This is a genomic window from Streptomyces sp. NPDC002265 (genome assembly GCF_040296125.1).
GTDB lineage: Bacteria > Actinomycetota > Actinomycetes > Streptomycetales > Streptomycetaceae > Streptomyces.
The window spans coordinates 1-24,720 of sequence record NZ_JBEOWS010000122.1 but is presented as its reverse complement, the minus strand read 5'-3'; the positions used below and the strand labels follow the sequence as shown (position 1 = coordinate 24,720).

Below are 24,720 nucleotides of genomic sequence, written 5' to 3'. Positions count from 1 at the left end.
GCGTGACCGGAGCCAAGCCTCTACCGGACCGGCCGGGCGGGGCGCAGCCTCTGCCCCGCCCGGCCTGCTCATCGCAGGAAGCCCTCGTAGTTGTGCTGCTCGATCTGGCTGTTGATCTGTTTGACCGTCTCCAGACCGACACTCACGATGATCAGGATGCTCGTTCCGGTGAGTTGGTTGGCGCCGCCGAAGCTGGCGAACGCCACGGTGGGCACCAGCGCGATCAAGCCCAGATAGAGCGACCCCGGCCAGGTCAGCCTGTTGAGGACGTAGCTCAGGTACTGGGCCGTGGGACTGCCCGCACGGATACCCGGGATGAATCCGCCGGCCTGTCTGATGTTCCCCGCGACTTCCTCCGGGTTGAATGTGATCGACACATAGAAGAAGGAGAAGAACACGATCAGCAGGAAGTAGATGAGCACATAGAATGGATGATCGCCCTTGACCAGATTGTTCTGGATCCAGGTCGCCCAGCCGGCCTTCGAGTGCGAGAACTGTGCGATCAGCGCAGGGATATAGAGGAGGGACGAGGCGAAGATGACGGGCACCACACCGGCCTGGTTGACCTTCAGCGGAATATAGGTTGCCGTTCCGCCGTACAACTTGCGCCCGACCATCCGTTTCGCGTATTGGACCGGAACGCGACGCTGGGCCTGTTCCACAAATACGACCAGGCCGACCATGGCGATTCCGACGAGAATGATGATGCCGAAGACGAGCCACCCGCCGGCGATCGTGCCTTGCTGCTTCACCGCCCACAGCGCAGCCGGGAGTGTGGAGGCGATGGAGATGAAGATGAGGATCGACATTCCGTTGCCGATGCCCCGTTCGGTGATCAGCTCTCCGAACCACATCACGCAGGCCGTCCCCGTGGTGATCGAGAGCACCATCGTCACCGTGACGAAGATCGAGGTGTCCGGCACGACGCTGGCCGCCGTCGGACAGTTGGGGAAGAGCGCACCGGTACGAGCCGTGGTGACCAGGCCGGTGCCTTGCAGGACCGCCAGTGCGACCGTGAGATAGCGGGTGTACTGAGTGATTTTCCCCTGCCCGGCCGCGCCCTCCTTCTTCAAGGACTCCAGCCTCGGAATGACCACGGTCAGCAGTTGGAGAATGATGCTCGCCGTGATGTAGGGCAGGATGCCCAGTGCGAACACGGTGATCTGCAGCAGGGCCCCGCCGCTGAAGGCATTGACCAGGCCCAGCAGGCCGTTGTTGCCGGAGGTCGCCGCATCCACGCAGGCCTGGACACTTCTGTAGTCCACCCCGGGAATGGGGACATGCGTCCCGATCCGGTACAGCACGATGATGCCGAGCGTAAAGAAGAGCTTCTTACGCAGGTCGGGGGTCTTGAACACCTTGGCGAACGCGCTGAACAAGCGTTCCTCCTTCACCCAAGCGCCAATACGCAAAGGCGGCAGTTCGTCGATCAGACCTTGAGACTTCGACGCAGATCATTCACGGCACCACAGACATGGGCGAATATCGACCAACACGCGCGGCGCGCGTGCTCTGACCAGGCGATATCAATGAATGACCGGTGACAGACACCATCTTCGAGCCGGTTCGCCGGTCCAGCAACCGGAGCGTTCCGCGGCAGTCGCCCTCGGACGAGGCCGGTCCGGTACACCGGCCTCTACGGAATGAGGAACTCGAACTCGGGACGGTCCCATGCCACGACGGGTGGGTCCGCCAACGCGGTCCCGGTGCGCACTGCGCCCACGCCGCGGTAGAAGCCCTCGGCAGGAGGATGCGACACCACCCGGACACGGTCGAGCCCGGCGGCCCGGGCTTCGGACTTCATGTGCGAGACGAGCAGCCGCCCGATGCCACGTCCCTGGGCCTCGTCGGCGACGAACAGCAGGTCGAGCTCCGGCGGGGCCAGAACGAGCGAGTAGAACCCCAGGACACGGCTCTCGTGCTCGTCGGCGGCCACGGCCACGAATACGCGGTGGGCCTCGATATAGGCGGGGCCGACCCGGTAGTCGGCAACCATGGCCGCGTACCGCCCTTCGTAGGCGCGTGAGGCACGTATGAGCCGCGTGAGACGCTTGGCGTCCCGCCCGACGGCTCTCCGTATCGTGGTCGGCCCCATCCTGCGCGTAACGATCGACCTCATGATGCGAGTATTACGCACCGGCAGGCGCCTCCATTCGGCGGGGTACTCGATCGGCGTAAGGCGCTCCAGCAGCGTAAGCGGCGCTGTCGGCACGGCATCACGCCGCTCCGCCGACTCCGGCGGGCCGGGCGTGCCGTCTTCCGCGAACACGGGCTCCGGCCGCCACGGCCCCACATACTGCTCGCGCCGCACACGGGCGGACCCGGCGGGGCTTTGAAGGTGTCAGAGCATCAGCATCAGTCGCGTGTTCGGCACGAGCTTCCGGTTCACGCTGGTGCTCTGCACGAAGATCGTGAAGTCGTCGTTGTGGTCGGGCTTGACGCGCACTTCCACGTCCGGCAGGCCGAGCAGCGCTCGGGCCTCGGGCCCCGAGAACACCCGGTCCGTCTTCTTCTCCAGCACCGCGATCTGCTTCCGTGCCTGGATCTTCTCGGACTTGCTCAGCTGGTAGAACGCGCCACCGGTGCGGTAGGTGTGCCCGCACTCGACGACCCAGTCCCGTATCGCCACGTCACGTGTCACCGGGATCAGCCGGTACCCCGACGGATCCACCGCAGCGAGGCCGGCCGCCTCGATGGTGTCCTTGTTGACCGCTTCCGCACCCATGGAGAACACCGCCCGCGATCCCCGGATGCCCTGGGAGCGGCCCACCATGAACTTCTCGGTCGCCTCCTGGATGACCTGCCCGGCCTCCTCCAGACCCTGGGTGCTCGTGGCGTCCCAGACGGCGATGTTGTCCTTCGGGAAGCCGCACTGCATGGCCTCGCGCTTGCCCATCTGGTCCGGCACGAGAACGGCCAGCGTCCAGTTGTCCTCCTGCTTCGCGATCATCTCGGCCACGGCCTTCACCAGTGCACGCGGATCCCTGACAGGGGCGTCCGGGCAGCGATGGCTCGCGTTCTCCTGCCCGTCCGTGAGGACGAACGTCAGGAAGCTGTGGTCACCGTAGAGTTGGGCCGTCTGTGCCAGCTCCTGCTGTGACTTCAGCGCGGCTGCCAGCAGGGCCGTCATGCCACCGACTCGGTACAACTGCTTCAGCGACGGCATCCGCAGCACGTCCTTGTCGTAGATGACGCACTCCACGTTGTCGGCGAAGACGTACACCGTGACACGGGTCTCCTGGTCCAGCTCCCTCGACCGGCGGGCAAGATAGGCGATCTGCTGGTCGGCGACTTCGATGATCTTGTGGCTCAGGTGCGACATGGACGAGCTGGCATCCAGCACAAGAGCGACGTGATTGATGTAGTTCTGAGTTCCGGCCATGACAGCTCCCCCTCGTTCCGACTTGATGCCTCCACTCTCCCACCCACCACTGACAATCGATCTTGGCTCCCGGGCGCGGAACGCTCACGATGGGGCATCGTGACGTCCAATCAGATCGCTGCCGGCGTCAGCACCCACCCGGTCGTCATCCGCCGCACCCTCGGGCGTCCGCGCGATGCAGGTCTGGCTGGACCTTCGCTCGCACGCCCTGGGGGCGGGGCTACGCCACAGAAGCCGTCCGAGCCGTTCTCGCGTCCGGGTTTTCGCGCCGCGTGATCTCAGGCAGGTGCTTCCGGTCGGGCGCTGATCCCGGCCAGGCCGGTCAACGGCCCCACCGAGGCGATCTCACGGGGTCGTTGTCCGGCGGCCGGTCCGCCGGGCAGCGGCACCGCACGCAGATGGCCGCCGAGGTCGGAGACGTAGGCGATGCCCGCCTCGCCGTCGACAGCGAGGCCGATCGCCTCCTGGAACCCGTCGGCAAGGATCTCGGGGGCCGTGCCCTGCTCTGCGTCCGGCGGAAGAGGCGCCCGGTCGAGCGTGTTCCCGGTCGGCGGTGTGCCGCGATCGGTCCAGTACAGCCAGTCGCCGTCGACCTCCAGGTCGATCGGCTCGGGCAGGCCCGCCCACAACACCTCGATGTCGGAACGGTTTGCGGCGGTCCGGCCCGCGGGGATCTCCAGGCCGACCCGCAGGATGCGGCCCATACCGCCCTTGGCCGGACCCTTCTGCGTCCAGTACAGGTGGCCGCGTCCGGGGTCCACCGCCACGCCGACGCACTCGCCCATGATCCCCTCGTCGGCCGGGTTCACGACCAGGTCGGTCAGACCGGTGCCGTCCACGCGGACGGTACTGACCCGATTGCCCTCGCGATCGCCCCAGTAGAGCCTGCCCCCGCCGTCTGAGGTCAACTGCTTGCCGGTGGTCATCGCCCCTGGCGGGACCAGGTCACGCCGCGATCCGCCGTCCAGGCCGACGGCCTGCACACTGCCGTTGCGTGCGGAGAAGTCCAGGCCGGCTTCCCCCGGAACAGCCGGATCGACCTCGGGCGCGCCCATCGTGGTCCAGTAGACGACTCCGTGCTCCACCACGATGCCGTCCGGTGCGGGACCCGTATCCGGCAGGAGGGTGGACACCCGCCCGTCCGGGATGCGCACGCGCAGCACGCTGCCCGATTCGACCTCCAGGGCCAGCAGTTCCTGCCACACGGTGATCGCTCCTTCCCGTCGTCACCCGCCGCCTGGCCCGCTCCAGGCCCGGTCACTTCTCCTGTTCGCCGTCAGACGGCGGTTGTGGCCAGCCCAGCGGTTCGAGAACGGGGCGGGTACGCCCGTCCCGCAGGGCGGCCAGCTTCTCGTAGGCCGACCGGCCGGTGCCGTAGGCCTCTTCGACCGCGTCGAGCACCTCGCCGATCCGGGCGGGGTCCGGGTGACCGATCTCGAAGGTCATCTGCGAGCCGACATGCTCCACCAGGTGGCGAAAGCCCGCCGGACCGCCGCCGAGGGCGCCGCTCTGGAAGGGGCCGACGGTCGCCCAGCGCAGGCCGAGCGAGGCCCGGACCAGGTCGTCGAGGTCCGCCACGTCGATGACGCCCTGCTGCACCAGGTAGGCGGCCTGCTCGTCGAAGACCTTCTGCAGCCGGTTGCCGACGAACCCCGGAATCTCCTTCTTCAACCGGCCCGGCAGCTTGTCCAACTCGCGATAGACCTCTACCGCCCGCTCCGCCGTGCAGGCCGAGGTGGCGGGCCCCGGCACCACCTCGACCAGGGGCATCAGCTGCGGCGGGTTGAACGGGTGCCCGATCACGATCCGGTCGGCCGCCGGGTTTCCCTCCGCGATGGCGGACGGCAGCAACGAGGACGACGACGAGGCCAGCACCACGTCGTCACGCGTGTGCGCGGCGAGCGTGGCGAACATCTGCTCCTTGATCTCGATCCGCTCCGGCCCCGATTCCTGCACGAAGTCCGTGCCCTCGGCCGCGGAGGCCAGGTCGGCCGCGAGTGTGACCGGCACACCGGCGAGTTGTCGGTCCACCACGTCCGCCAGGTCCGGCCGGGGGTCGCTGATCCGCACCTCCCAGCCGGCCGCGCCGAACAGGCGGGCCCAGGAGAGCCCGATCACTCCCGCACCTACGAGTGTCACTACCGCCATGACGAAACACTCCCGCCGAGACGAGGCGGACGAGGAAGGACGTGCGGCTTGCCGTCGGGCGAGTGGACGGGAAGCCGAGCAGGGTCACCGCGTCGTGGTGAGCCAGACCGGCTCGTCGGAGCCCATCGGGCTGAGCAGCGTCGTGAAGTCCCCCTGCCGCAGGGAGGAGAACTCCAGCTGATCGGTCATGCCCTGGTAGAAGCCGAGCGGGGTCTTCGCGGTGAACAGGTCGGGGTCCACGAGAGTGTGCTGCGGCGTGGAGTCGACGGTGGCCCGTGCGTAGTCCCGGTCGAAGACACCGAGCGACGTCAGCCACAGACAGGTCTTCGTCAGCGAGACCCCGACGTGGTAGGAGCCGCCTTCATTCGCCCGGCGCCTGAGCGCCGCCAGGATGCCGACCGTCCCCAGCCACCCGACCACGTTGTCGACGATGGGAAGGATCGGCGGCTGCCTGGGGTCTTCGAGGGTGCCTTCGAGGGCGAAGATCCCCGAGACGCAGGCACCGATCTCATCGAACCCGGGGCGGTGCATCCAGGGCCCCGAGGGGCCGTGCATGGTCACCTCGGCGTGGATCAGTCCGGGGTGCTCCGCGGACAGGTCCTGGGCCGTCAGCCCCTGCTGCGCGAGGTAGCCGGGGTGCCGGTTGGAGAAGAACACGTCGGCGTCCGCGAGCAGCCGGTCGAGACGCTCGCGGTCCGGGTCGGAGTCGCCGAGGTAGGCCGACCGCATGCCGACCTGCGTGTCCCAGTAGAACGGCTCCATCTCGACGTCGTCGGGACGCCAGACGTTCAGCACGTCCGCGCCGAAGGGGGCCAGGTCGCGCCCCATCGCCGAGCCGGCGATGACGTGGCCCATGCCGAGCGCCCGGATGCCGTCGAGCGGCTGTCGCGCGCTGTCCGCGAGGGGCACAGGCGCGCTGCCCCCGATCTTCTCGATGTCGATCAGCGGGAGGTCGGCCGGCACATCGGCGTACTGCGGTTGGGTGAGGAATTCCTCCAGGGACCGTACCTTTGCCAGGACGATGTCCGCGTCCGCCGCCGCCTTTTGGAGCTCGTCCGCGTCCCATCCGGCAACGGCCGCATTCAGGGCGTCGGCGGTGTCCGGGCAGCCCAAAAAGGCGAGTGCCTTACTGCGGAGTCCCGGATAGATCATTCACCCCGGAGCGGTACCAGATCAGGCCGGCCGGTCCCCTCATGCCCGGGCGGACACCTCCAGCTGGGCGGTCATGAGGCGGACGATTTCCTTCTGGTGCTGGGCCAGGAAGAAGTGGCCGCCGGGGAAGACCTTCAACGTGAAGGGGCCGTCGGTGTGCCCGGACCAGGCGGCGGCCTCCTCCACGGTGACCTTCGGGTCGTCGTCGCCGACGAGGCAGGTCACGGGGCAGCGCAGGGGCGGCCCGGGTTCCCAGACGTAGGTCTCGGCCGCGCGGTAGTCCGCCCGGATGGCCGGGAGGATCATGCGCAGGACTTCCTCGTCGCCCAGCAGTTGGGGGTTGGTGCCGCTGAGGCCGCGCATCTCGGCGACGAGACCGTCGTCGTCGCGCAGGTGGACGGTCTCGTCGCGGTGCGCGGACGGGGCACGGCGGCCGGAGGCGACGAGGGCGGCCGGCACGACGCCCTGCTCCTGTTCCAGACGTCGGGTGATCTCGTAGGCGAGGGAGGCGCCCATGCTGTGGCCGAACAGGGCGATGGGCCGGTCGGTCCAGGGCCGCAGGACGTCGTAGATCTTGTCGGCGAGCGCCGGTACGGAGTCCAGGAGCGGTTCGCTGCGGCGGTCCTGGCGTCCGGGGTACTGCACGCACAGCACCTCGACGCTGTCGGGCATGGACCGGGACATGGGGAAGTAGAAGCTGGCGGAACCGCCCGCGTGGGGCAGGCAGACCAGCCGGACGCGGCTGTCGGGGCGGGGGTGGAACCTGCGGATCCAGAGGCGGTTGTCCTCGGCGAGCGGGGAGTTCACGACGTCGTTCCTTTCGGTTAGGGTTCGACCGCCCACCGTAGCTGGGCGTTCACCGGAAGGGTCGGGGCGGCCGGGCGCCGCCCCGCCCCTGGTCAGGAAGCCGCGACGTCCTCCTTGATGATGCGCTCGACGTTGCGCTCCGCCAGCGCCGTGATGGTCACGAACGGGTTGACGCCGATGCTGCCGGGGATGAGCGAGCCGTCGGTCACGTAGAGGTTCTTGTAGCCGGCGACGCGGCCGTAGTTGTCGGTGGCCTTGCCGAGGACGCAGCCGCCGAGCGGGTGGTAGCAGAAGTCGTCGGCGAAGGCCTTGATCTGCTTGCCGAAGAGGTCGTACCGGTAGATGGTGGCGTTGGCCTGGTTGATGCGGTCGAACAGCGACTTCGCGGCTGCGACCGCGGGCGCGTTCTGGTCTCGGGTCCACCGCAGGTCCGCCCGGTCCTTGGCGGCGTCGTAGACGAAGGCGCCGCGCTCCGGGTTCTTGGTGATGGCCAGGTAGAGGCTGACCCAGGTCTCGACACCCGCCGGCAGGGGGGCGATCTCGGCGAAGACGGGGGCGTTCGGGTTGTCCCAGTCGTCGATGCCGAGGGCGGGGATCGACGACTGCTTGGTGCCCGTGGGGTTCCATATGTGGTTGGCGCGGGCGGTCATGATGTTGCCGTTGGGGCCCCAGCCCGCGCCGACCTCGGGGCTGAGGTCGGGGAGGGTGCCGGTGTCCCGGGCGCGCAGCAGCAGTTCGGTCGAGCCGAGGCTTCCGGCGCCGAGGAAGAGGTGGCGGCAGGCGACCTCCTTGGTCGCGAGCAACTTGCCGCCGGTGTCCCTCTGTTCGACGGTCAGCAGATACGTGCCGTCGTTCTGCCGGCGGATTGTCCTGACCTGGTGCAAGGTCTCGATGGTGACGTTGCCGGTGCCCAGGGCGGCCGCCAGGTAGCTCTTGTCGAGTGAGGCCTTGCCGTGGTTGTTGCCGTAGATGACCTCGCCGGCCAGCGCGGACCTGGGCACCGCGCCGTCCGCCTCACGGCGCATGTAGTCCCAGTCGTAGACGTTGGGCACGAAGGTGGTGCTCAGACCGGCGTTCGAGGCCTGCCCGCGCGAGACACGCGCGAACCCGTACCAGTCGGTCTGCTCGAACCAGCTCTTGTCGATGGTGTTGACCCGGAGCGTGGAGTTCGCGCGGGGGAAGTACTTGCTGTACATCTCGTCGGCGTCGACCTGGGGCAGCACCTCCTCGAAGTACGAGCGCCGGGGTGTGACCGCCATGCCGCCGTTGACGAGCGAGCCGCCGCCGACACCGCGTCCCACGTACACGGACATCTGGTCGAAGTTGACCCGGTCCAGTACACCTGCGTAGGGCTCGATGTCCCGGTTGGCCAGGTCGAGCCACAGGAAGGAGCCGAGCGGGGCCTCGGTACGGGTCTTGAACCAGCTGGAACGCTTGTCGGGCTTGAGCATTCCGGAGAACACCTCGCCGTCCGGACCGGGCTGGTTCCACAACTGCCCCATCTCCAGCATCAGGGTGGGGACCCCAGCCTCGCCGAGCCGCAGGGCCGTGACGGCCGCACCGTAACCGGTGCCGACCACGACGGCGGGGACGAACGTGCCGCCGGAAGCACCGGCTGCGGTGGCAGCGGCCGCCCGGGGGGCGGCGGTGATGGTGGTCTGCCCCGCGAGCGCGGCGGCCCCCAAGGCCGCCAGGCCCAGCATGCGGCGGCGCGACAGGGGCTGGTGTGCAATCACGCTGTGTCTCCTGAGCTTCGGAAAGAGGGAAGAAAAAAGAAAGGAAGGAGGAATCGGAAGGCCGACCGGACCGGCCTGGGTGCGGCAAACCGCGCGGAAACCGGGCAAGTGCCAGGAAAAAAGGATCAGTTGAGCTGATCCTGCGAAGGCCGAGCCTGGAGGTTCGGTCGCTCGCGCCCGGAAGAGGGCGATACGGTACGGCCTTCTCCCGATCGCGGACCGCACTCACGCACGCCTTCAGGCGTCCGCCGGGCCGGGCGACAGAGGGCGGAACGCGGCCGGTTCGGGCCGTACGGCGAGCCGTAACCTGTGGTAAGCGCCGACGAGGTGCTCGTCAACCGGGCGTGCGGGCGCCCGGCGCGAGCTCTGTGCCGGGCACCCGCTCACTTCACGAAGTCGTCCACGACCTGGGGCGGCCAGGTGCCGACCTTGAGCACGCCCAGTGAGTAGGCACGGGAGACCAGCGCGGCACGGTTGGGCACCTTCAACTTCCGCAGCAGGCAGGTCACGTGGTACTCGACGCCCTGCCGGCTGAGGTAGAGCCTTGCCGCCAGGGGGACGGTGGAGACGCCGGCGGCGATCCCTTCGAGGATCCGCGCGTCCATCGCGGAGAGGATCTTCTTGTCCCTGGTCACCACAGGCGTCTGCTCGGCGTCCCCTGCCGTGGGCATCATCACCAGGATCGCGGTCGTGTCCGGCAGGACGCCGCGCACCGCGACCGCGGTGAGAGGAACGGTGAAGGCGGACTGCGCGCCGGGCCCCACGGCGATGACGGGTGTGACGAATCTCTGGTGTTTCCCTTCCAGCAATTTCAATAATTGACGTATCAACGGCTTCTGCACGCTCGGGTGCACGACGTCACGGAAATTGCGACCGCAGATGTCCTCGGACGACCCGTTGAACTGTCTGAAGAACTCCTGGTTCGCCTGCTGGATGGTCAAGGTTTTATCGAGGCTCGCCATGCACAGGCCCGGAGTTGCAGGTGCTTGACTCAGCAAGAGAGGCCCCCATCAGGAAACTTGAGCGAAATAAACCCGGACGCTGGCGAACGGCCGTGACGGCTGTCAGCAGGGGCGTCATCGGCCCTGGGACCAGCGGTGACTCAACATCGTGCGCCACGACCCTTGCGGAGTTCTGGTCGAGCCGCTGACGGCACCTTGCCGCCACCCGCCGTCGTTTTCCGGCCCCTTGTCGAAATCCTTGCCGGACACCTGGCGCTTTCTTGCCGATGGAACCTTCTCCGGCTTGGAGGGCGTCGTTCGCCATGTCAGGATCCACAGAAGATGGTGTAAGACCAGCCAGCTCGAACCGTGCGTCAGTCATATCCGCAAGCGCGATGGGGACCGTTCATGCCTTTACTTCCGCCCGCAGACATGTCACCCCGGACGGCCGGCCAGGCCGAGCTCCTCCTGAGCGTTCTGGGGCCCATGTCGGCGCGACACGACGGGCATGACCTGCCGCTCGGCCCGCCACGCCGGCGCACCCTGCTCGCCCTGCTGCTCATCCGCCTCGGCCGCGTGGTGCCCACCGAACTGCTCATCGAGGAACTGTGGAGCGACCAAGCACCCCGGCACGCCGTCGCCGCACTCCAGAGCCACGTCTCCCATCTGCGACGGTCCCTGCGCGCAAAGACGGGAACAGGCCAAATTTCGGTGCTGCGCCATCGGACACCGGGCTACGTCCTCGATCTCGATCCCGAACAGGTCGACGCCTGCCGCTTCGAGCGTCTGGTCACCGACGGACGGCGGCTGCTGGAGCAGCGCGATCCGGGTGCCGCGCAGGCACGGCTCACCGAGGCCCTGGGACTGTGGCGCGGCTCGCCGTACGCGGAGTTCGACGGCCATCCGCCGCTCAGCGACGAGTGCGCCCGACTCGAACAGATCCGGCTCACCGCCGTCGAGTCCCGCGCCGAGGCACGCCTGGTTCTCGGCGCGGCCGAGGAGGTGGCCGCCGATCTGGACGGGGAGGCGCGCCGTCATCCCACCCGGGAGCGGCTGGTCGGCCACCTCATGACGGCACTGTCCCGGCTCGGGCGGCAGGCCGAGGCGCTCGAGGTGTACGAGCGGACACGCAGTCATCTGGTCGAGGAGTTCGGCGTGGACACCGCGGCCGAACTGCGCCGGGTCAGAGGCGCGATCCTGCGCCAGGAACCGGGAGCGAGCGCCCCCTCCAAGCAACTGTTCCCCCCACCGCCCGAATCCACGTCGTACGCCCCGCCGGTGATGGACGAGACCGGCGACGTCGGAGTACGGAACTCCGAGGACCTGAAGGACTTCCGGGGCCCCCGGACCGGCGGAACGGCCGTCACGGTCCGGGAATACGGCACGGCGGTGACACCCGGCGGGCCGGACGGGTCCGGCACGGCCGTCGAACGCGAGGGGATCGCAGGCACCGACGCGCAACCGAGCGAGCGAACCGATGGGCCACCGGGCTCGCGGGCGGACGCCGCCGATGCGCGGTCCGGGTCGTCCCGGCCGCGGCCCGTACCCGGACCGGAACACGAGCCGGCCGCCGCCCGGGAAGCCGGGGAGTCCCCGGAGTTCGAGTCGGAGTGGGCTCCTGCCCCCTCGCCGTTCACCGGCCGTGGCCAGGAACTCGACCGACTGACGACCGCCGCCGCGAGCGCCGTCGTGGGCCACGGCCATGTGGCCGGTGTCCTCGGCCCCCCAGGAGTCGGAAAGACCCGTCTGCTGCTCGAACTCGCGGCACGTCTGGAGAGCATGGACCCGCACGAGAAGGGCTCCAGGCTCGAAGTGCTCTGGAGCCACTGCTTCCCCGGCGAGGGCGTGCCCGCCTACTGGCTGTGGACGCAGATCCTGCGGCGGCTGTCCGCGACCCGGCCGGATGCCTTCCGCGAGGCGACCGAACCGTTCGGCGCCCTGCTCGCCCCGCTGATGCCCGAGCGGTCGCCGGCCCGGACCGGGGGGCCGGGATGGGCCACCGACTGGTCCCAGGCCCGCTTCCTCGCCCATGACGCGGTCTGCGAGGTACTGCTCACCCTCGCCGCGCAGCAGCCGCTCGTACTGCTCCTCGAGGATCTGCAATGGGCGGACACCGCCTCCCTCGACCTGCTCAGGCTGCTGAGCACCCGCTGCCAGGGCCATCCCATCAGCATCGTGCTCACGGCGCGGGCGTTCGAGGCCCAGTCGGACGCGACCCTGCGCCGGATGGTCTCCGAGGTGCTGCGCGGCCCCAGGACCGAGACACTGCGGCTCGGCGGGCTCTCCCTGCAGGCCGTCGGGGCCCTCGTCGAGGCACACGCGGGCCCTGGTGTGGACCCGAAGGTCGTCGAGGTGTTGCACCGGCGCAGCGAAGGCAACCCGTACTCGGTGATCCAGCTCCTCTCCCTCGTGGACGATGCGCGGGGGCTCCGTCGCCCGGACGCGGTCGACACGCTCCTGGCCCACATTCCCACCGGAGTACGCGAGGCGCTGCACCAGCGGTTCGCCGCGCTGCCCGAGCCGGTCCTGCGGGTGCTGCACCTGTGCGCCGTCATCGGCGCCGAGGTGGACACCGACCTCCTGCACCGGACCGCGACCGAGGACGAACCGGTCGCCGCGGGCCTCGAGTCGGCCATCCGGGCCGGCCTGCTCGGGGAGGACCCGCACCATCCGGGGCGGCTGCACTTCGCCCACGCCCTGGTCCAGGAGACGCTCGTCGACGAGCTGCCCCGCGAGGACCGCCACCGTCTGCACGCCAGGGTCGCCGACGCGCTGTGCGCGCGCAGACGCGGGCAGGTGGGCGACGAGGAGATCGAGCGGGTGGCGCATCACAGCTGGCACGCCAAGAGTGCGCTGCCCGCCGCCGAGGTGCTGCCGCGGCTGCTGCTCGCCGCGGAACACGCCGAACAGTCCATGGCGTACGAGCAGTTGGAGATCTGGCTGCGTCGCGCCGTGCAGCTGGTCGGCTTCCTGCCGCCGGACGATCCCGCCACCAGGAGGCTGGAACAGGACCTGCACATCCAGCTCGGCCAGGTGCTCGCCACCACACGCGGCTACGGCCACCCCGAGGCCGAGACGGCACTGACGCGCGGCCGCGCCCTCAGCACGGCCGCTCATGCCGCCGAGGACCCGTCGGTGCTCTGGGCCCTGTGCACGGCACACCTGGTCACCGGCCGCTACGACGCCTCGCGTCAGTTCTCCGGCCTGCTGCGGGACATCTCGCGCCAGACCTGGGAGCCCGTGGCGGCGCTCGGTGCGGCGTACGGCGAAGGCATCGTGCTGCATGTGCGCGGAACCCTCCCGCGGGCCCTCGCCGAACTGGAGCGCGGCGTCGAGATAGCGGATCGTTTCGCCAAGGACGATCACACTCTGGCGCGAACCTTCCAGCACGACCCCCGCGTCTCCTGCCGCTCCTACGACACCTTCACCCACTGGCTCCTCGGTCACCGGCAGACCGCCGGCACGCGCAGACGTGAGCTGTTGAGCCTCACCCGGTACGAAAGCAGGCCGTCCGACCGCTCCTTCGCCCTGTACGTGGACGGGGTCGTGGCCGCCTGGGAGGGTGACACCCGCACCGCGCTCGCCTCGAGCGCCGAGGGCATCCGCGTCGCGGGCGAACACGGACTGCTCTACTGGAAGGCGATGCTGGGCGTCGTCCAAGGGTGGGGCCTGGCACACACCGGACATCACGACGGCGGCCTCGCCCTCATGCACACCTCTCTGGCTGAACTGGGCCAGTCCAGGACGTACTTGCGCCACCCGCTCCACCTGGGTCTGCTGGGCCAGGCACAGCATCACAGCGGGCGGACCGAGGATGCGCGGACCACCTTCCGGAAGCTGCTGGCCGCCGTCGAACAACGCCGCGAGCGTGTGTATCTTCACCCGGCGCTGCCCGCGACCCCGCTGCTCCACGAACTGCTGAGCCAAGGTGCCGAGGACGTGCTTCCGGGACGAGGCCCAGGACGGGGCGGGCGCGCCTCCGGGCGACGGGTGTGAGGGATCCACGCTCCGCCTCGTCAGGCGGCCCCCCGAGGTCCCTGTCCCCGGGATGCGATGCCGCTCAGTCCTCGTGGATCGCGACCGCCTGTACCGGACAGGCCGGGGGGACGTCGTGCACACGCGGGTCCCCCGCCCCGTCCTCGTGTCCCGGGACCAGGGCGACCAGCGCGTCGTCGTCCTGGGTGAAGACGCCGGGTGCGGTCATGACGCACTGGCCGGAGCCGATGCACCGGTCGCGGTCGATGGTGATGCGCATGGGGTGGCTGCCTCTCGTACATCGGATTCTCGAACCATCGGCAGTGCGGTGCTTCACCGGTACCTGATGGGCTGTGGGACACGGGTTCCGGTCCGTCGGCGAGGCCGCCGCCGCCGTGTTCGGTGACGGCGGCCTCGGTGAACGGGACTGCGTGCCGGCCGCCCGGGGACAGGGCCGCCGTTGCGTCGGTCCGTGCCCTGCGGCGGGCGGCTTCAGGTCACCAGGTGACGGGCAGCTCGTGCACGCCGTAGAAGACCATGTCGCTGCGGAAGCGGAGCTCCTCGACCGGCTTGGCCAGGCGCAGGGTCGGGAAACGGCGGAACAGGGTCTCGAAGACGATCTGCAGCTCGATCCGGGCGAGTTGCTGCCCGATGCACTGGTGCGCGCCGAAGCCGAAGGCCAGATGCGGGGCGGGGCGGCGGGTGATGTCGAACCGCTCCGGCTCCTCCACGAAGGCGGGGTCGAAGTCGGCAGCGAGGACGTGTGCGACGACCTGCTCGCCCTCTGCGATGCGCACGCCGCCGAGCTCCACGTCCCGGGTGGCGACGCGCTCGCCGCCGAACTGGCCGATGGTCAGGTAACGCAGCAGTTCCTCGACCGCGTTGCCGATCAGCGACGGGTCCTCGCGCAGCAGCGCCAGCTGGTCGGGGCGGTCCAGCAACAGCGCCGCACCGAGGCCGATCATGCAGGCGGTGGTGTCGTGGGCCGCTATCAGCAGGGTGCCGGCCGCGTTCATGAGGAACATGTCGTCGACGACGCCCTCGGGGTCCTCGGTGGTGATCAGCGCCGAGATCAGGTCCTCCCCGGGGTCGGCCCGGCGCTCCTGGACGAGCTGGTAGAGCAGCCCGCCCAGGCGCATGCCGGCGGCCTCGGTGGCAGCGGCGTCCTGGTCGACCCGCATCATCGCCTCGGCGATGTCCTGGAACTCCGCCCGCCGCTCGGCCGGGACACCGAACAGGTCGGAGATCACCATGGACGGCACCGGGTTGGCGAAGGCCTTCACCAGGTCGACCGGGCCGCCCTGCGCCTCGATGGCGTCGAGGTGCTCGTCGACGATGCGCTGGATGTTCGGCCGGAGCGCCTGCATGCGCCGGACGGTGAACTCCTTGACGAGCAGCTTCCGGTCCGACGTGTGCTCCGGCTCGTCCTGCCACAGCAGGCTGCCGCGGCCGGGCTTCTCGGTGACGACGCCGTCCTGGGTGTGCAGGGCGTGGGGCACCTGAACGCTGAACGAGGGGTCGCGCAGCAGGGCACGCACCTCCTCGTAACCGGTCACCAGCCACGCCTCGTGGCCGCTGGTGAAGGTGGCCCGGGCCACCGGGGCGGCCGTCCGGATGCCGTCGAGGCCGTCCGGCGGCAGGAACGGGCAGCTGCGGGCCTTGGGGACGGCGGGCGCGTCGGCGGTGGGCTCGGGCATGACTCTCCTTGCGCTTGTGAATGGGGGGTTCGTACGACGGGACGGTCAGGCGGCGGCGAGTTCGAGCGCGATCTCGCCGCGCCGGGGCGCGTTCACGAGGACGGCCATGTTCCCGGAGGGGTGCGCGTTGTCGTGCATCATCTGGTGCATGCGCCCGATGTCCTGGAATCCGTCGCAGACGGACAGACAGGGGTCGAGCATTCCGGCGCCGACGAGGTTGATGACCTCGCGGCACTGGCGGGTGTCGGCGTAGTGCGAGCCCTGGAGGCGCTTGGAGCGCATCCACAGGTGGCGCAGGTCGACGTCTCCGTTGTAGCCGGAGGTGCCGCCGCAGATCACCACCATGCCGGCGTTGTCGCACAGGTACATCGAGGTCGGCAGGGTGTCCTGGCCGCTGTGCTCCAGCACGATCCGCGGGGACCTGCGCTCGCCGAGGATCTCCCAGACCTTCTTGCCGACCCCGCGGGCGCCGCGCAGGAACCGCGCCGACGCCTCGACGTCCCCGACGTCGGGCAGCCGGCCCCAGTGGTCGAAGTCGCGGCGGTTGATGGTGCCCGCCGCCCCGAGGCCGCGGCAGTACGCGGAGCGGTCCTCGCTGGAGACCACGGCGATCGGGATGCCGCCGGCCAGCCTGACGAGCTGGATGGCCATCGAGCCCAGACCGCCCGCACCGCCCCAGATCAGCACGGGGTCGCCGGGGCGGACCGTGTTGCCCTGCCAGCCGAACAACTGCCGGTAGGCGGTGGGCCCGGTGAGCAGAAAGGCCGCCGACTCCTCCCACGACAGATGGGCGGGCTTGGGGTGGCACTGGTACTCGTCGACGCGGCAGAACTGCGCGAAGGAGCCGTAGTTGGTCTCGTACCCCCAGGCCTTGATGCTCTCCGAGACCAACGGGTCAGTGCCCAACCGGATGTCCGCGGCGGCCTCGTCCCACTGGCCGCTGGTGAGCAGCACATGGTCGCCCACCTCGACACTGCGGACGCCTTCACCGACCGCCCACACCACACCGGAGGCCTCCGAGCCTCCGATGTGGAAGTCCTCGGGCTGGCCCTGACGCTGCCGCATCCCGATGACATCGACCGGCGCGCCCAGCGAGGACCACACATTGTTGTAGTTGATACCGGCGGCCATCACATAGACCAGCACCTGGCCCCGGCCCACGGCCGGGGTGTCGACGACCTCGGTGCGGAAAGCCTGCTTCGGCTCGCCGAAGCGGTTCTGGCGGATCACCGAGGCGTACATCTGCCGCGGGACCTCACCCAGGGGCGGGGTCTCGCCTATCTCGTAGAGAGCCTTCGTCATGGTTTCTCCCCCACATCTGCTCGGTCCGGGTCGGAGCCGCCCGCGGGTGGTCGCGGGCCGGTCATGCGGTCGTTGCGTCCTCAAGGCGCGGCAGGGCCGGTCATGCGGTCGTTGCGTCCTCAAGGTGCGGCAGGGCCGGTCATGCGGTCGTTGCGTGTTCAAGGTGCGGCGGGGCCGGACGCGTCGGTGACGACGTCCGCGAGCCAGGAATCCACCGCCGCCGCGGTGGTGCCCGCGTGGTCCTCCAGCATCGAGTAGTGGTTTCCAGTCACTTCGACGGTCGTGTCCACGTGCTCGGGCGGTGCCGCGCGCCCGGCGCCGTCACCGTCCCCGGCCGGCACGGGCTCGCTCGCCCGTACGAGCAGGGTCGGCGCGGCGATCCACGGCGCGGCCCAGTCGTCGAACAGGCTCATGTAGCGGCCCATCGCGGTGAGCTGTTCGCCGCCGGACCTCATGAAGTCCAGGCGCTGCGACTGCGCCTGGGCCATCGCGCCCAGCACCTGGTGGTCGAAGGGGACCTGCCGGCTGAAGCTGTCGACCATGACCACGGCCGCCGGCTGCTCGCCCATGGCCTCCAGGTGCGCCGCCACTCCGTGGGCGATCCAGCCGCCCGAGGAGTAGCCGAGCAGGACGACCGGCTTTCCGGCGGCGCACTCCCGTACGGTCTGCGCGTGCAGGCGGAACACGGCGTCCGGATCGGACGGGACCGGCTCGCCCTGCTCGTAGCCCGGGTTGACCAGCGCCCACACGTCCAGCCGGTCGCGGAAGGGGGCGGCGAACCGCGCGTACTGGTGCGCCCCGGCCGGTACGACGTACGGGGAGAAGCACAGCAGCGCGTAGGGACGGTCGCCCTGCGACAGGCGCACCGGCGCGGGCCGCCGGGTCAGCTCCTCGGGCCGCGCGAACGAGGGCCGGAAGCGGGCCGCCTCCATCAGCATCCCCATGGCCTCGCCGGCCGTCCCGTTCTCGCTCGCGTGCCGGTAGAGCTGGACCAGCATGTCGGCGGGCCGCTCCTCCTCCGTGCCGTGGCGGGCGTCCCGGAGCCGCGTCACCAGGTGCTTGGCGAGCCTGGCGGGCGTGGGATGGTCGAAGGCCAGTCCGGCGGGCAGGCGCACACCGGTCGCCGCCGACAGGCGCCGGCGCAGGTCGATCGCGGTGAGCGAGTCGAAGCCGAGCTCCAGGAAGTGCGCGCTGGGCAGCACGTCCTCGGCCGACGCGTGACCGAGGACCACGGCGCTCTGGGAGCGGACGTGCTCCAGCAGCCGCTCCTCCTGCTCGGCCGGGGCGAGTCCGGCGAGCTCGGCCGCCAGCTCCGCTCCGGCGCCGGTCTCCTCGCCGGCGGACCGTTCGGTCTCCAGGAGCCGCTGTACGTCGGGCAGTTCGGCGAGCAGCGGGCTGGGCCGTCCCACGGTGAAGGCGGGCAGGAACTTCTCCCAGTCGACCGGGGCGACGACGAGGGCCGCCTCGTCGTGGTCGACGGCCTGGCGCAGGGCGGAGATCGCAAGCTCGGGGGCCATGACGCCCAGGCCCCGCCGCTCGCCCCGCTCCTGCACCGCGTCGTCGACCATGCCGCCGCCCGCCCAGCCGCCCCAGGCGACCGAGGTGGCGGTCAGGCCGCGGGCCCGCCTGCGCAGTGCCAGGGCGTCGAGGAAGGCGTTGGCGCAGGCGTAGGAGGCCTGCCCGCCGCTGCCCCAGACGCCGGCCCCGGAGGCGAAGAGGACGAACGCGTCCAGCTCACGGCCGTCGAGCAGTTCGTCCAGGTGGACGGCGCCGGTGACCTTGGCGGCCGCGGCCTCGGCGAACTCGTCGAGACCGGCGTCGGCCAGCACGGACGACCGTGCCGTACCGGCGGCGTGCAGCACCGCGGTGAGCGGGTGCCGGGACTCGATGCCGGTGAGCAGCCGCGCGACCGCGTCGCGGTCGGCCATGTCGCAGGCGGCAATGGTGACTTCGACGCCCAGGGCGGTCAGCTCCGCGTGCAGCTCCCGCGCACCGGGTGCGTCGGGGCCGCTCCTGCTGGTGAGCACCAGATGCTGTGCGCCCGCGCCGGCCAGCCAACGGGCCAGGTGCCGGCCCACGCCGCCGGTTCCGCCGGTGACCAGGACGGTCCCGCGAGGCCGCCACGGTGTCGCGGGCTGAGCGTCGGCGGGCCGTGCCCGCACCATGCGCCGGCCGTACACGCCGTCGGCGCGTACGGCGAGCTGATCCTCGTCGTGCCGGGCCAGCACCGCGGCCAGGCGGCGCAGCGCGTGCTCGTCCAGCTTCTCGGGCAGGTCCACGAGACCGCCCCAGCGCCGGGGCAGTTCCAGCGCGGCGACGACGCCCAGGCCCCAGAGCTGTGCCTGGTCGGCGTCGCGCAGCGGGTCGGCGGGTCCGGTGGACACGGCTCCGCGGGTCGCACACCACAGCGGTGCCCGGACGTCCGCGTCGCCCAGCGCCTGGAGCAGGGTGACGGTCGTGGCGAGGCTCGCGGACAGCGTCGGGTGGGCCGGGTGGCGGCCGGGGGCGAGGCCGAGCATCGACAGGACACCGGCGGGCTGTTCGCCGCCGAGTTCCTCGGCGAGCCGCTTCGCGGCCTGCGACCGGTCGCAGTCGACGGGGAGTTCGACGACGCGCACCTTGGCGCCATGGGCGCCGAGCACACCGACGACGCAGGGCGCCCACTGCTCGTCCGCCAGCCCGGCGGGCAGGACGGCGAGCCACAGACCGTCCAGGCCGGGGGCCGGGTCGTCGGTCAGCCGCCGGAAGGTGACGCGGTAGCGCCAGCCGTCCACCGTGGACTTCTCGCGGCTGCGCCGACGCCAGGCGGACAGCACCGGCAGTGCCGGGCCGACGAGTCCGGCGTCGTCCGCGCCGAGTTCGTCGGCGAGCCCGGACAGGTCGGTGTTCTCCACCAGCTCCCAGAACCCGGCCTCGACCGGATCGGTGCCCGCGGGCGCCGGGTCGGCGTTCTCCAGCCAGTACCTCTGCCGCTGGAACGCGTACGTCGGCAGGTCCACGCGCCGTGGCGGACGCCCGGCGAAGGGGACCGTCAAGTCGACGTGTACGCCGCTCACGTGCAGTTCGGACACGGAGCGCAGGAAACGGTCCATGCCGCCCTGGTCCCTGCGCAGTGAGGCACAGGTCACGGCGTCGGCGCCGGCCTCCTCCGCGGTCTCCTGCACCGAGCCGGCCAGCAGCGGGTGCGCGCTGCACTCGACGAACACCCCGTGCCCGTCGGCCAGCAGCGCCCGTACGGTCCGCTCGAACTCCACCGTGTGCCGCGCGTTGCGGTACCAGTACTCGGCGTCCAGGGCGCCGGTGTCCAGTACGGTGCCGGTCACCGTGGAGTAGAAGGGGATGTCCGCCGGGCCCGGCGCGACCGGGGCCAGCAGGTCGAGCAGTTCGGGGCGCAGGCTCTCGACCTGGGTGGAGTGCCCGGCGCCGGTGGCGCCGCGGACCTTGCGCACGCGCACGCCCTCGGCTTCGAGTTCCGCCAGGAGTTCGTCGACCGCGTCGGGCTCCCCGGAGACGGTCAGGGCGGCGGGCCCGTTCACGGCGGCGACCGACAGCCGGTCCCCGTACTTCTCCAGCCTCGCGCGCACCCGGTCGGCGGGCATGGCGACCGCGAGCATGGCGCCCTTGCCGATGAGCCTGGTCAGCGAGCGGCTGCGCAGGGCCACGATCCGGGCCGCGTCGTCCAGGGTCAGCGCCCCCGCGACGTACGCGGCGGCGACCTCGCCCTGCGAGTGGCCGACGACGGCGGCGGGCGTCACACCGTAGGAGCGCCACAGGGCGGCCAGCGACACCATCACCGTGAACAGCGCGGGCTGGGCGACCTCCACCTCGGCCACGTCCGGCGCGTCGGGCTCGGCACGCAGGACGTCGAGCAGTGGCCAGTCGAGATACGGGGCGAACGCCTCGGCGCAGGCCTTCGCCTGCTCGGCGAAGACCGGTGAGGTGTCCAGCAGTTCGCGGGCCATCCCGGCCCACTGCGAGCCGTGGCCGGGAAAGACGAAGGCGACCTTGCCGGAGGCCGCGGCGGTGCCCTGGACCACGGCGTCCGCGGGTGCGCCGTCGGCGAGCGCCGCGAGCCCGGCCCGCAGCTCGTGGCGGTCCCGGCCGACCACCACGGCTCGCTGCTCCAACTGCGTCCGCGTGGTGAGAAGGGCGCGGCCGACGTCGGGCAGGGAGAGCCCTTCGGCGCGGTCGAGGTGGTGCAGCAGCCGGCGGGCCTGCTCGCGCAGGGACCGGGCGGTCTTCGCCGACAGCGCCCACGGGTACACGTCCGGGGGCGAGGCGTCGGTCGTGTCCCGGGCCGCGGGGGGCTGCACGCCTTGGGCGGCGGGCGCGGTACGCGTCGGCGGCTCGACCCCGGCGGTGGGCTGGGTCTTCGGGGCCGGGTCGCCCTCCGCGGCGGACGCGGCCATCGGGGCAGGCTCGCCCTCGGTGATCGGCGCGGCCTTCAGAGCCGGGACGCCCTGCACGGTGGGCGCCGTCTCCGGTGCCTGCTCGATGACGGTGTGCACGTTGGTGCCGCTCATCCCGAAGGAGGAGACGGCCGCACGCCGTGGCCTGTCCCGGTCGGGCCAGGCGGTCTGCTCGGTGAGCAGGCGCACGTTCCCGCCGGACCAGTCGACGTCCGGGGTCGGCTCGTCGATGTGCAGCGTCCGCGGCAGGACGCCGTTGCGGAGGGCCATCACCATCTTGATGACGCCGCCGACGCCCGCGGCCGCCTGCGCGTGGCCGATGTTGGACTTCAGCGACCCCAGCCACAGCGGTCGGCCCTCGGAACGCTCCTTGCCGTACGTGGCGAGCAGCGCCTGTGCCTCGATCGGGTCGCCGAGCCGGGTTCCGGTGCCGTGGGCCTCCACGGCGTCCACCTCGTCCGGGGCGAGCCGGGCGTCGGCCAGCGCCTGCCGGATGACCTGCTGCTGCGCCTTGCCGTTGGGCGCGGTCAGGCCGTTGGACGCGCCGTCCTGGTTGACCGCGCTGCCCCGTACGACGGCCAGGACCTCGTGCCCGTTGCGCACGGCGTCGGACAGCCGCTCCACCAGGACCAGGCCCACGCCCTCGGCGAATCCGGTGCCGTCGGCGGACGCGGAGAACGCCTTGCAGCGGCCGTCGGCGGACAGCGCGCGCTGCCGGCTCGACATCGTGAAGGCGGACGGTCCGGCCATCACCATCACGCCGCCGGCCAGTGCCATGGAGCATTCGCCGCCCCGCAGCGCCTGCACGGCGAGGTGGAGAGCGGTCAGCGAGGACGAGCACGCCGTGTCGACGGTGACCGAGGGACCTTGCAGTCCGAAGGAGTAGGAGAGCCGTCCGGAGATCACGCTGGCCGCGTTGCCGCTGGGGATGTAGCCCTCGACGCCGTCGGGCACCTTGAGGGGGCGGCCGGTGTAGTCCTGGTAGCCGGAGCCGACGAAGACGCCCGTGGCGGTGGAGCGCATCGTGTGGGGGGCGATCCCGGCGCGCTCGAAGACCTCCCAGGTGGTCTCCAGCAACAGGCGCTGCTGCGGGTCCATGGCGACGGCCTCGCGGGGGCTGATCCCGAAGACCGCGGGGTCGAACTCGTCCGCGTCGTGCAGGAATCCGCCCTGGGTGGTGTACGTGGTGCCGGGGTGATCGGGGTCCGGGTGGTACAGCTGCTCGACGTCCCAGCCGCGGTTGTCGGGGAAGCGGGAGATCGCGTCGCGGCCGGAGGCGACCAGCTCCCACAGGTCCTCGGGCGAGCGCACGCCGCCGGGGTAGCGGCAGGCCATGCCGATGATGGCGATCGGCTCGGCCGTCACCGCGGCGGCCGCCGCGTCCGTGGCCTTCTCGTCCTGGCCGCCGGTGAGTTCGGCGAGCAGGTGGGCGGCCAGGTCCGCGGCCGTCGGGTGGTCGAAGACCAGGGTCGTGGGCAGCGCCAGGCCGGTGGCCTCGTTGATCCGGTTGCGGAGTTCCACCGCGGTCAGGGAGTCGAAGCCGAGGTCCCGGAAGGGCCGGTCGGTCTCGACGGCGCCCGCTCCGCGGTGGCCGAGGACGGCGGCGGCGTGCGTGCGTACGAGGTCCACGAGGGCGCGTGCACGGTCCTCGTGCGACAGCCGGGCGAGGCTCTCGGCGAGCGCCCCGGAGCCGTGGCCCGCCCCGGGGGTGTCCTCGGCGAGCGTCGCCCGCACCTCGGGCAGGTCGCCGAGCAGCGGGCTGGGCCGGGCGAGCGTGAACGGCACGATGAAGCGCGGCCAGTCCACGTCGGCCACGGTCAGCAGGGTCTCGTGTCGGTCGAGCGCGTGCTGCAGGGCGGTGATCGCCGACGCGGGGGTCATCGCGCGCAGGCCGCGGCGGCGCAGCCGCTCCTCGTCGTCGCCGTCCTCGACCATGCCGCCGTCGGCCCAGGGGCCCCAGGAGACGGCGGTCGCGGTGAGGCCGCGGTCGCGGCGCTGCCGGGCGAGAGCGTCGAGGAAGGCGTTGCCGGCGGCGTAGGCGGCCTGGCCGCCGCTGCCCCAGACGCCGGAGACGGAGGAGAAGAGGACGAAGGCGTCGAGTTCCTGATCGCCCAGCAGCTCGTCCAGGTGCGCCGCGCCGCCCGCCTTGGCCGCGAGCGCGGCGGCGAAGGCGTCCGGGGTGGTGGCGTCCACCGCGCCGGCGTCGGCGACTCCGGCGGCGTGCACGACGGCGGTGAAGGTGTGCTCGGCGAGCAGGGCCGCCACGGCGTCGTGGTCGGCCACGTCGCAGGCGGCGAGCGTGACGCGGGCGCCGAGGGCTTCCAGCTCGTCGCGCAGGGCGGCGGCGCCCGGGGCGTCCGCGCCCCGGCGACTGGTGAGGACGAGGTGTTCGGCGCCGCCGCGGGCCAGCCAGCGGGCGACGTGCCCGCCCAGCGCACCCGTACCACCGGTGACGAGGACGGTGCCGCGGGGCTGCCAGCGGCGGGTGGCGGCCCGTGCCGGTGCGCGGACGAGCCGCCGGGCGAAGACGCCGGAGGCACGGACGGCGAGCTGGTCCTCCTCCCACCGGCCCGTCAGCGCCTGTCCCAGTACGTCGGCCAGGCGTGCCGCGGCCCGGTCGTCGACGGCCTCCGGCAGGTCGATCAGGCCGCCCCAGCGCCGGGGCAGCTCCAGGGCGACGGTGCGGCCCAGGCCCCACACCTGGGCGTGCCGGACGTCGCGTAACGCGTCGGAGCCGCTCACGGCCACCGCGCCCGAGGTGAGGCACCACAGCGGGGCGTCGACGCCCGCGTCGCCCAGAGCCTGGACGAGCAGCAGGGTGGGCAGCACGGGGGCGCCGGTGAGAAGCAGGGACAGCACGCCGTCGACCGGCCCGATCCCGGCCAGCTCCCCGGCCAGGGCGGCGCGGTCGCCCGCCGCGCCGACGACCAGCGTCTTCAGAGTGGCGCCGCGCGCCGTGAACGCCGCGCGGACCGCGGCGATCTGCTCGTTCTCCTCCTCCGGCACGGCGAACAGCCAGGTGCCGCCACTGCCGGCCGGAGCGGACTCGCCCAGGCGCTTCCACGACTCGCGGTAGCGCCAGTCGTCGACGGCGGACTGCTCCTTGCGCTGGCGACGCCATGACGACAGCTTCGGCAGTACGTCGCTGAACGCGCCCCCTGCGCCGATGTC

At 71.2% G+C, this 24,720-nt stretch carries 14 protein-coding genes and 1 pseudogene; 2 read left to right on the top strand and 13 right to left on the bottom strand.

Translation table 11 applies throughout. The annotated features are described in order from the left end of the window. Positions 1-68: 68 nt before the first annotated feature. From secY to ABT085_RS21870, 3 genes are all read right to left on the bottom strand, one after another. Positions 69-1,379, bottom strand: a complete 1,311-nt coding sequence (gene secY, locus ABT085_RS21880; protein WP_351610286.1) for a preprotein translocase subunit SecY — start codon at positions 1,377-1,379, stop codon at positions 69-71. Between the two features lie 257 nt (positions 1,380-1,636). Beyond that, positions 1,637-2,119 carry a GNAT family N-acetyltransferase gene (locus ABT085_RS21875; RefSeq protein WP_351610283.1) on the bottom strand — a complete coding sequence of 161 codons (483 nt, stop codon included), beginning with the start codon at positions 2,117-2,119 and terminating at the stop codon, positions 1,637-1,639. A gap of 222 nt (positions 2,120-2,341) precedes the next feature. Continuing rightward, on the bottom strand, positions 2,342-3,382 hold the full coding sequence (locus tag ABT085_RS21870) for a vWA domain-containing protein (RefSeq protein ID WP_351610280.1): 1,041 nt from the start codon (positions 3,380-3,382) through the stop codon (positions 2,342-2,344). An 89-nt stretch (positions 3,383-3,471) separates the two neighbouring features. Here ABT085_RS21870 and ABT085_RS21865 point away from each other — a divergent pair. Further along, positions 3,472-3,639 (top strand): annotated as a pseudogene (locus tag ABT085_RS21865) (GNAT family N-acetyltransferase); the annotation flags it as partial. Positions 3,640-3,660: 21 nt separating this feature from the next. Here the strand turns inward: ABT085_RS21865 and ABT085_RS21860 are convergent. From ABT085_RS21860 to ABT085_RS21835, 6 genes are all read right to left on the bottom strand, one after another. Then, positions 3,661-4,587, bottom strand: a complete 927-nt coding sequence (locus ABT085_RS21860; protein WP_351610277.1) for a hypothetical protein — start codon at positions 4,585-4,587, stop codon at positions 3,661-3,663. A gap of 52 nt (positions 4,588-4,639) precedes the next feature. Continuing rightward, positions 4,640-5,530: a 3-hydroxyacyl-CoA dehydrogenase NAD-binding domain-containing protein gene (locus ABT085_RS21855; RefSeq protein WP_351610274.1), complete on the bottom strand. Its 891-nt coding sequence runs from the start codon at positions 5,528-5,530 to the stop codon at positions 4,640-4,642. A gap of 84 nt (positions 5,531-5,614) precedes the next feature. Next, positions 5,615-6,682, bottom strand: coding sequence for a CoA transferase (locus ABT085_RS21850; RefSeq protein WP_351610272.1), 1,068 nt, complete (start codon positions 6,680-6,682; stop codon positions 5,615-5,617). Between the two features lie 39 nt (positions 6,683-6,721). Further along, positions 6,722-7,489, bottom strand: a complete 768-nt coding sequence (locus tag ABT085_RS21845; protein WP_351610269.1) for a thioesterase II family protein — start codon at positions 7,487-7,489, stop codon at positions 6,722-6,724. A gap of 92 nt (positions 7,490-7,581) precedes the next feature. Beyond that, positions 7,582-9,192 carry a GMC oxidoreductase gene (locus ABT085_RS21840; protein WP_351610289.1) on the bottom strand — a complete coding sequence of 537 codons (1,611 nt, stop codon included), beginning with the start codon at positions 9,190-9,192 and terminating at the stop codon, positions 7,582-7,584. A gap of 416 nt (positions 9,193-9,608) precedes the next feature. Next, a complete protein-coding gene (locus ABT085_RS21835) occupies positions 9,609-10,166 on the bottom strand; it encodes a LuxR C-terminal-related transcriptional regulator (RefSeq protein WP_502982773.1) in 558 nt (185 codons plus the stop codon). 486 nt (positions 10,167-10,652) lie between these two features. Between ABT085_RS21835 and ABT085_RS21830 the strand changes: the two genes are divergently transcribed. Continuing rightward, complete coding sequence (locus ABT085_RS21830; RefSeq protein WP_351610261.1) at positions 10,653-14,162, top strand: BTAD domain-containing putative transcriptional regulator; 3,510 nt, start codon at positions 10,653-10,655, stop codon at positions 14,160-14,162. A gap of 64 nt (positions 14,163-14,226) precedes the next feature. Here ABT085_RS21830 and ABT085_RS21825 read toward each other — a convergent pair whose 3' ends face one another. The 4 genes from ABT085_RS21825 to ABT085_RS21810 form a co-directional block, all read right to left on the bottom strand. Continuing rightward, entirely contained in the window at positions 14,227-14,421 is a 195-nt protein-coding gene (locus ABT085_RS21825; protein ID WP_351610259.1) for a ferredoxin, read from the bottom strand. 217 nt (positions 14,422-14,638) lie between these two features. Further along, positions 14,639-15,838, bottom strand: coding sequence for a cytochrome P450 (locus tag ABT085_RS21820; protein ID WP_351610256.1), 1,200 nt, complete (start codon positions 15,836-15,838; stop codon positions 14,639-14,641). A 45-nt stretch (positions 15,839-15,883) separates the two neighbouring features. Further along, positions 15,884-17,140, bottom strand: a complete 1,257-nt coding sequence (gene ccrA / locus ABT085_RS21815; RefSeq protein ID WP_351610253.1) for a crotonyl-CoA carboxylase/reductase — start codon at positions 17,138-17,140, stop codon at positions 15,884-15,886. 158 nt (positions 17,141-17,298) lie between these two features. Further along, positions 17,299-24,720 (bottom strand): SDR family NAD(P)-dependent oxidoreductase (locus tag ABT085_RS21810; protein ID WP_351610250.1); only part of this gene is annotated, 7,422 nt, incomplete at its 5' end.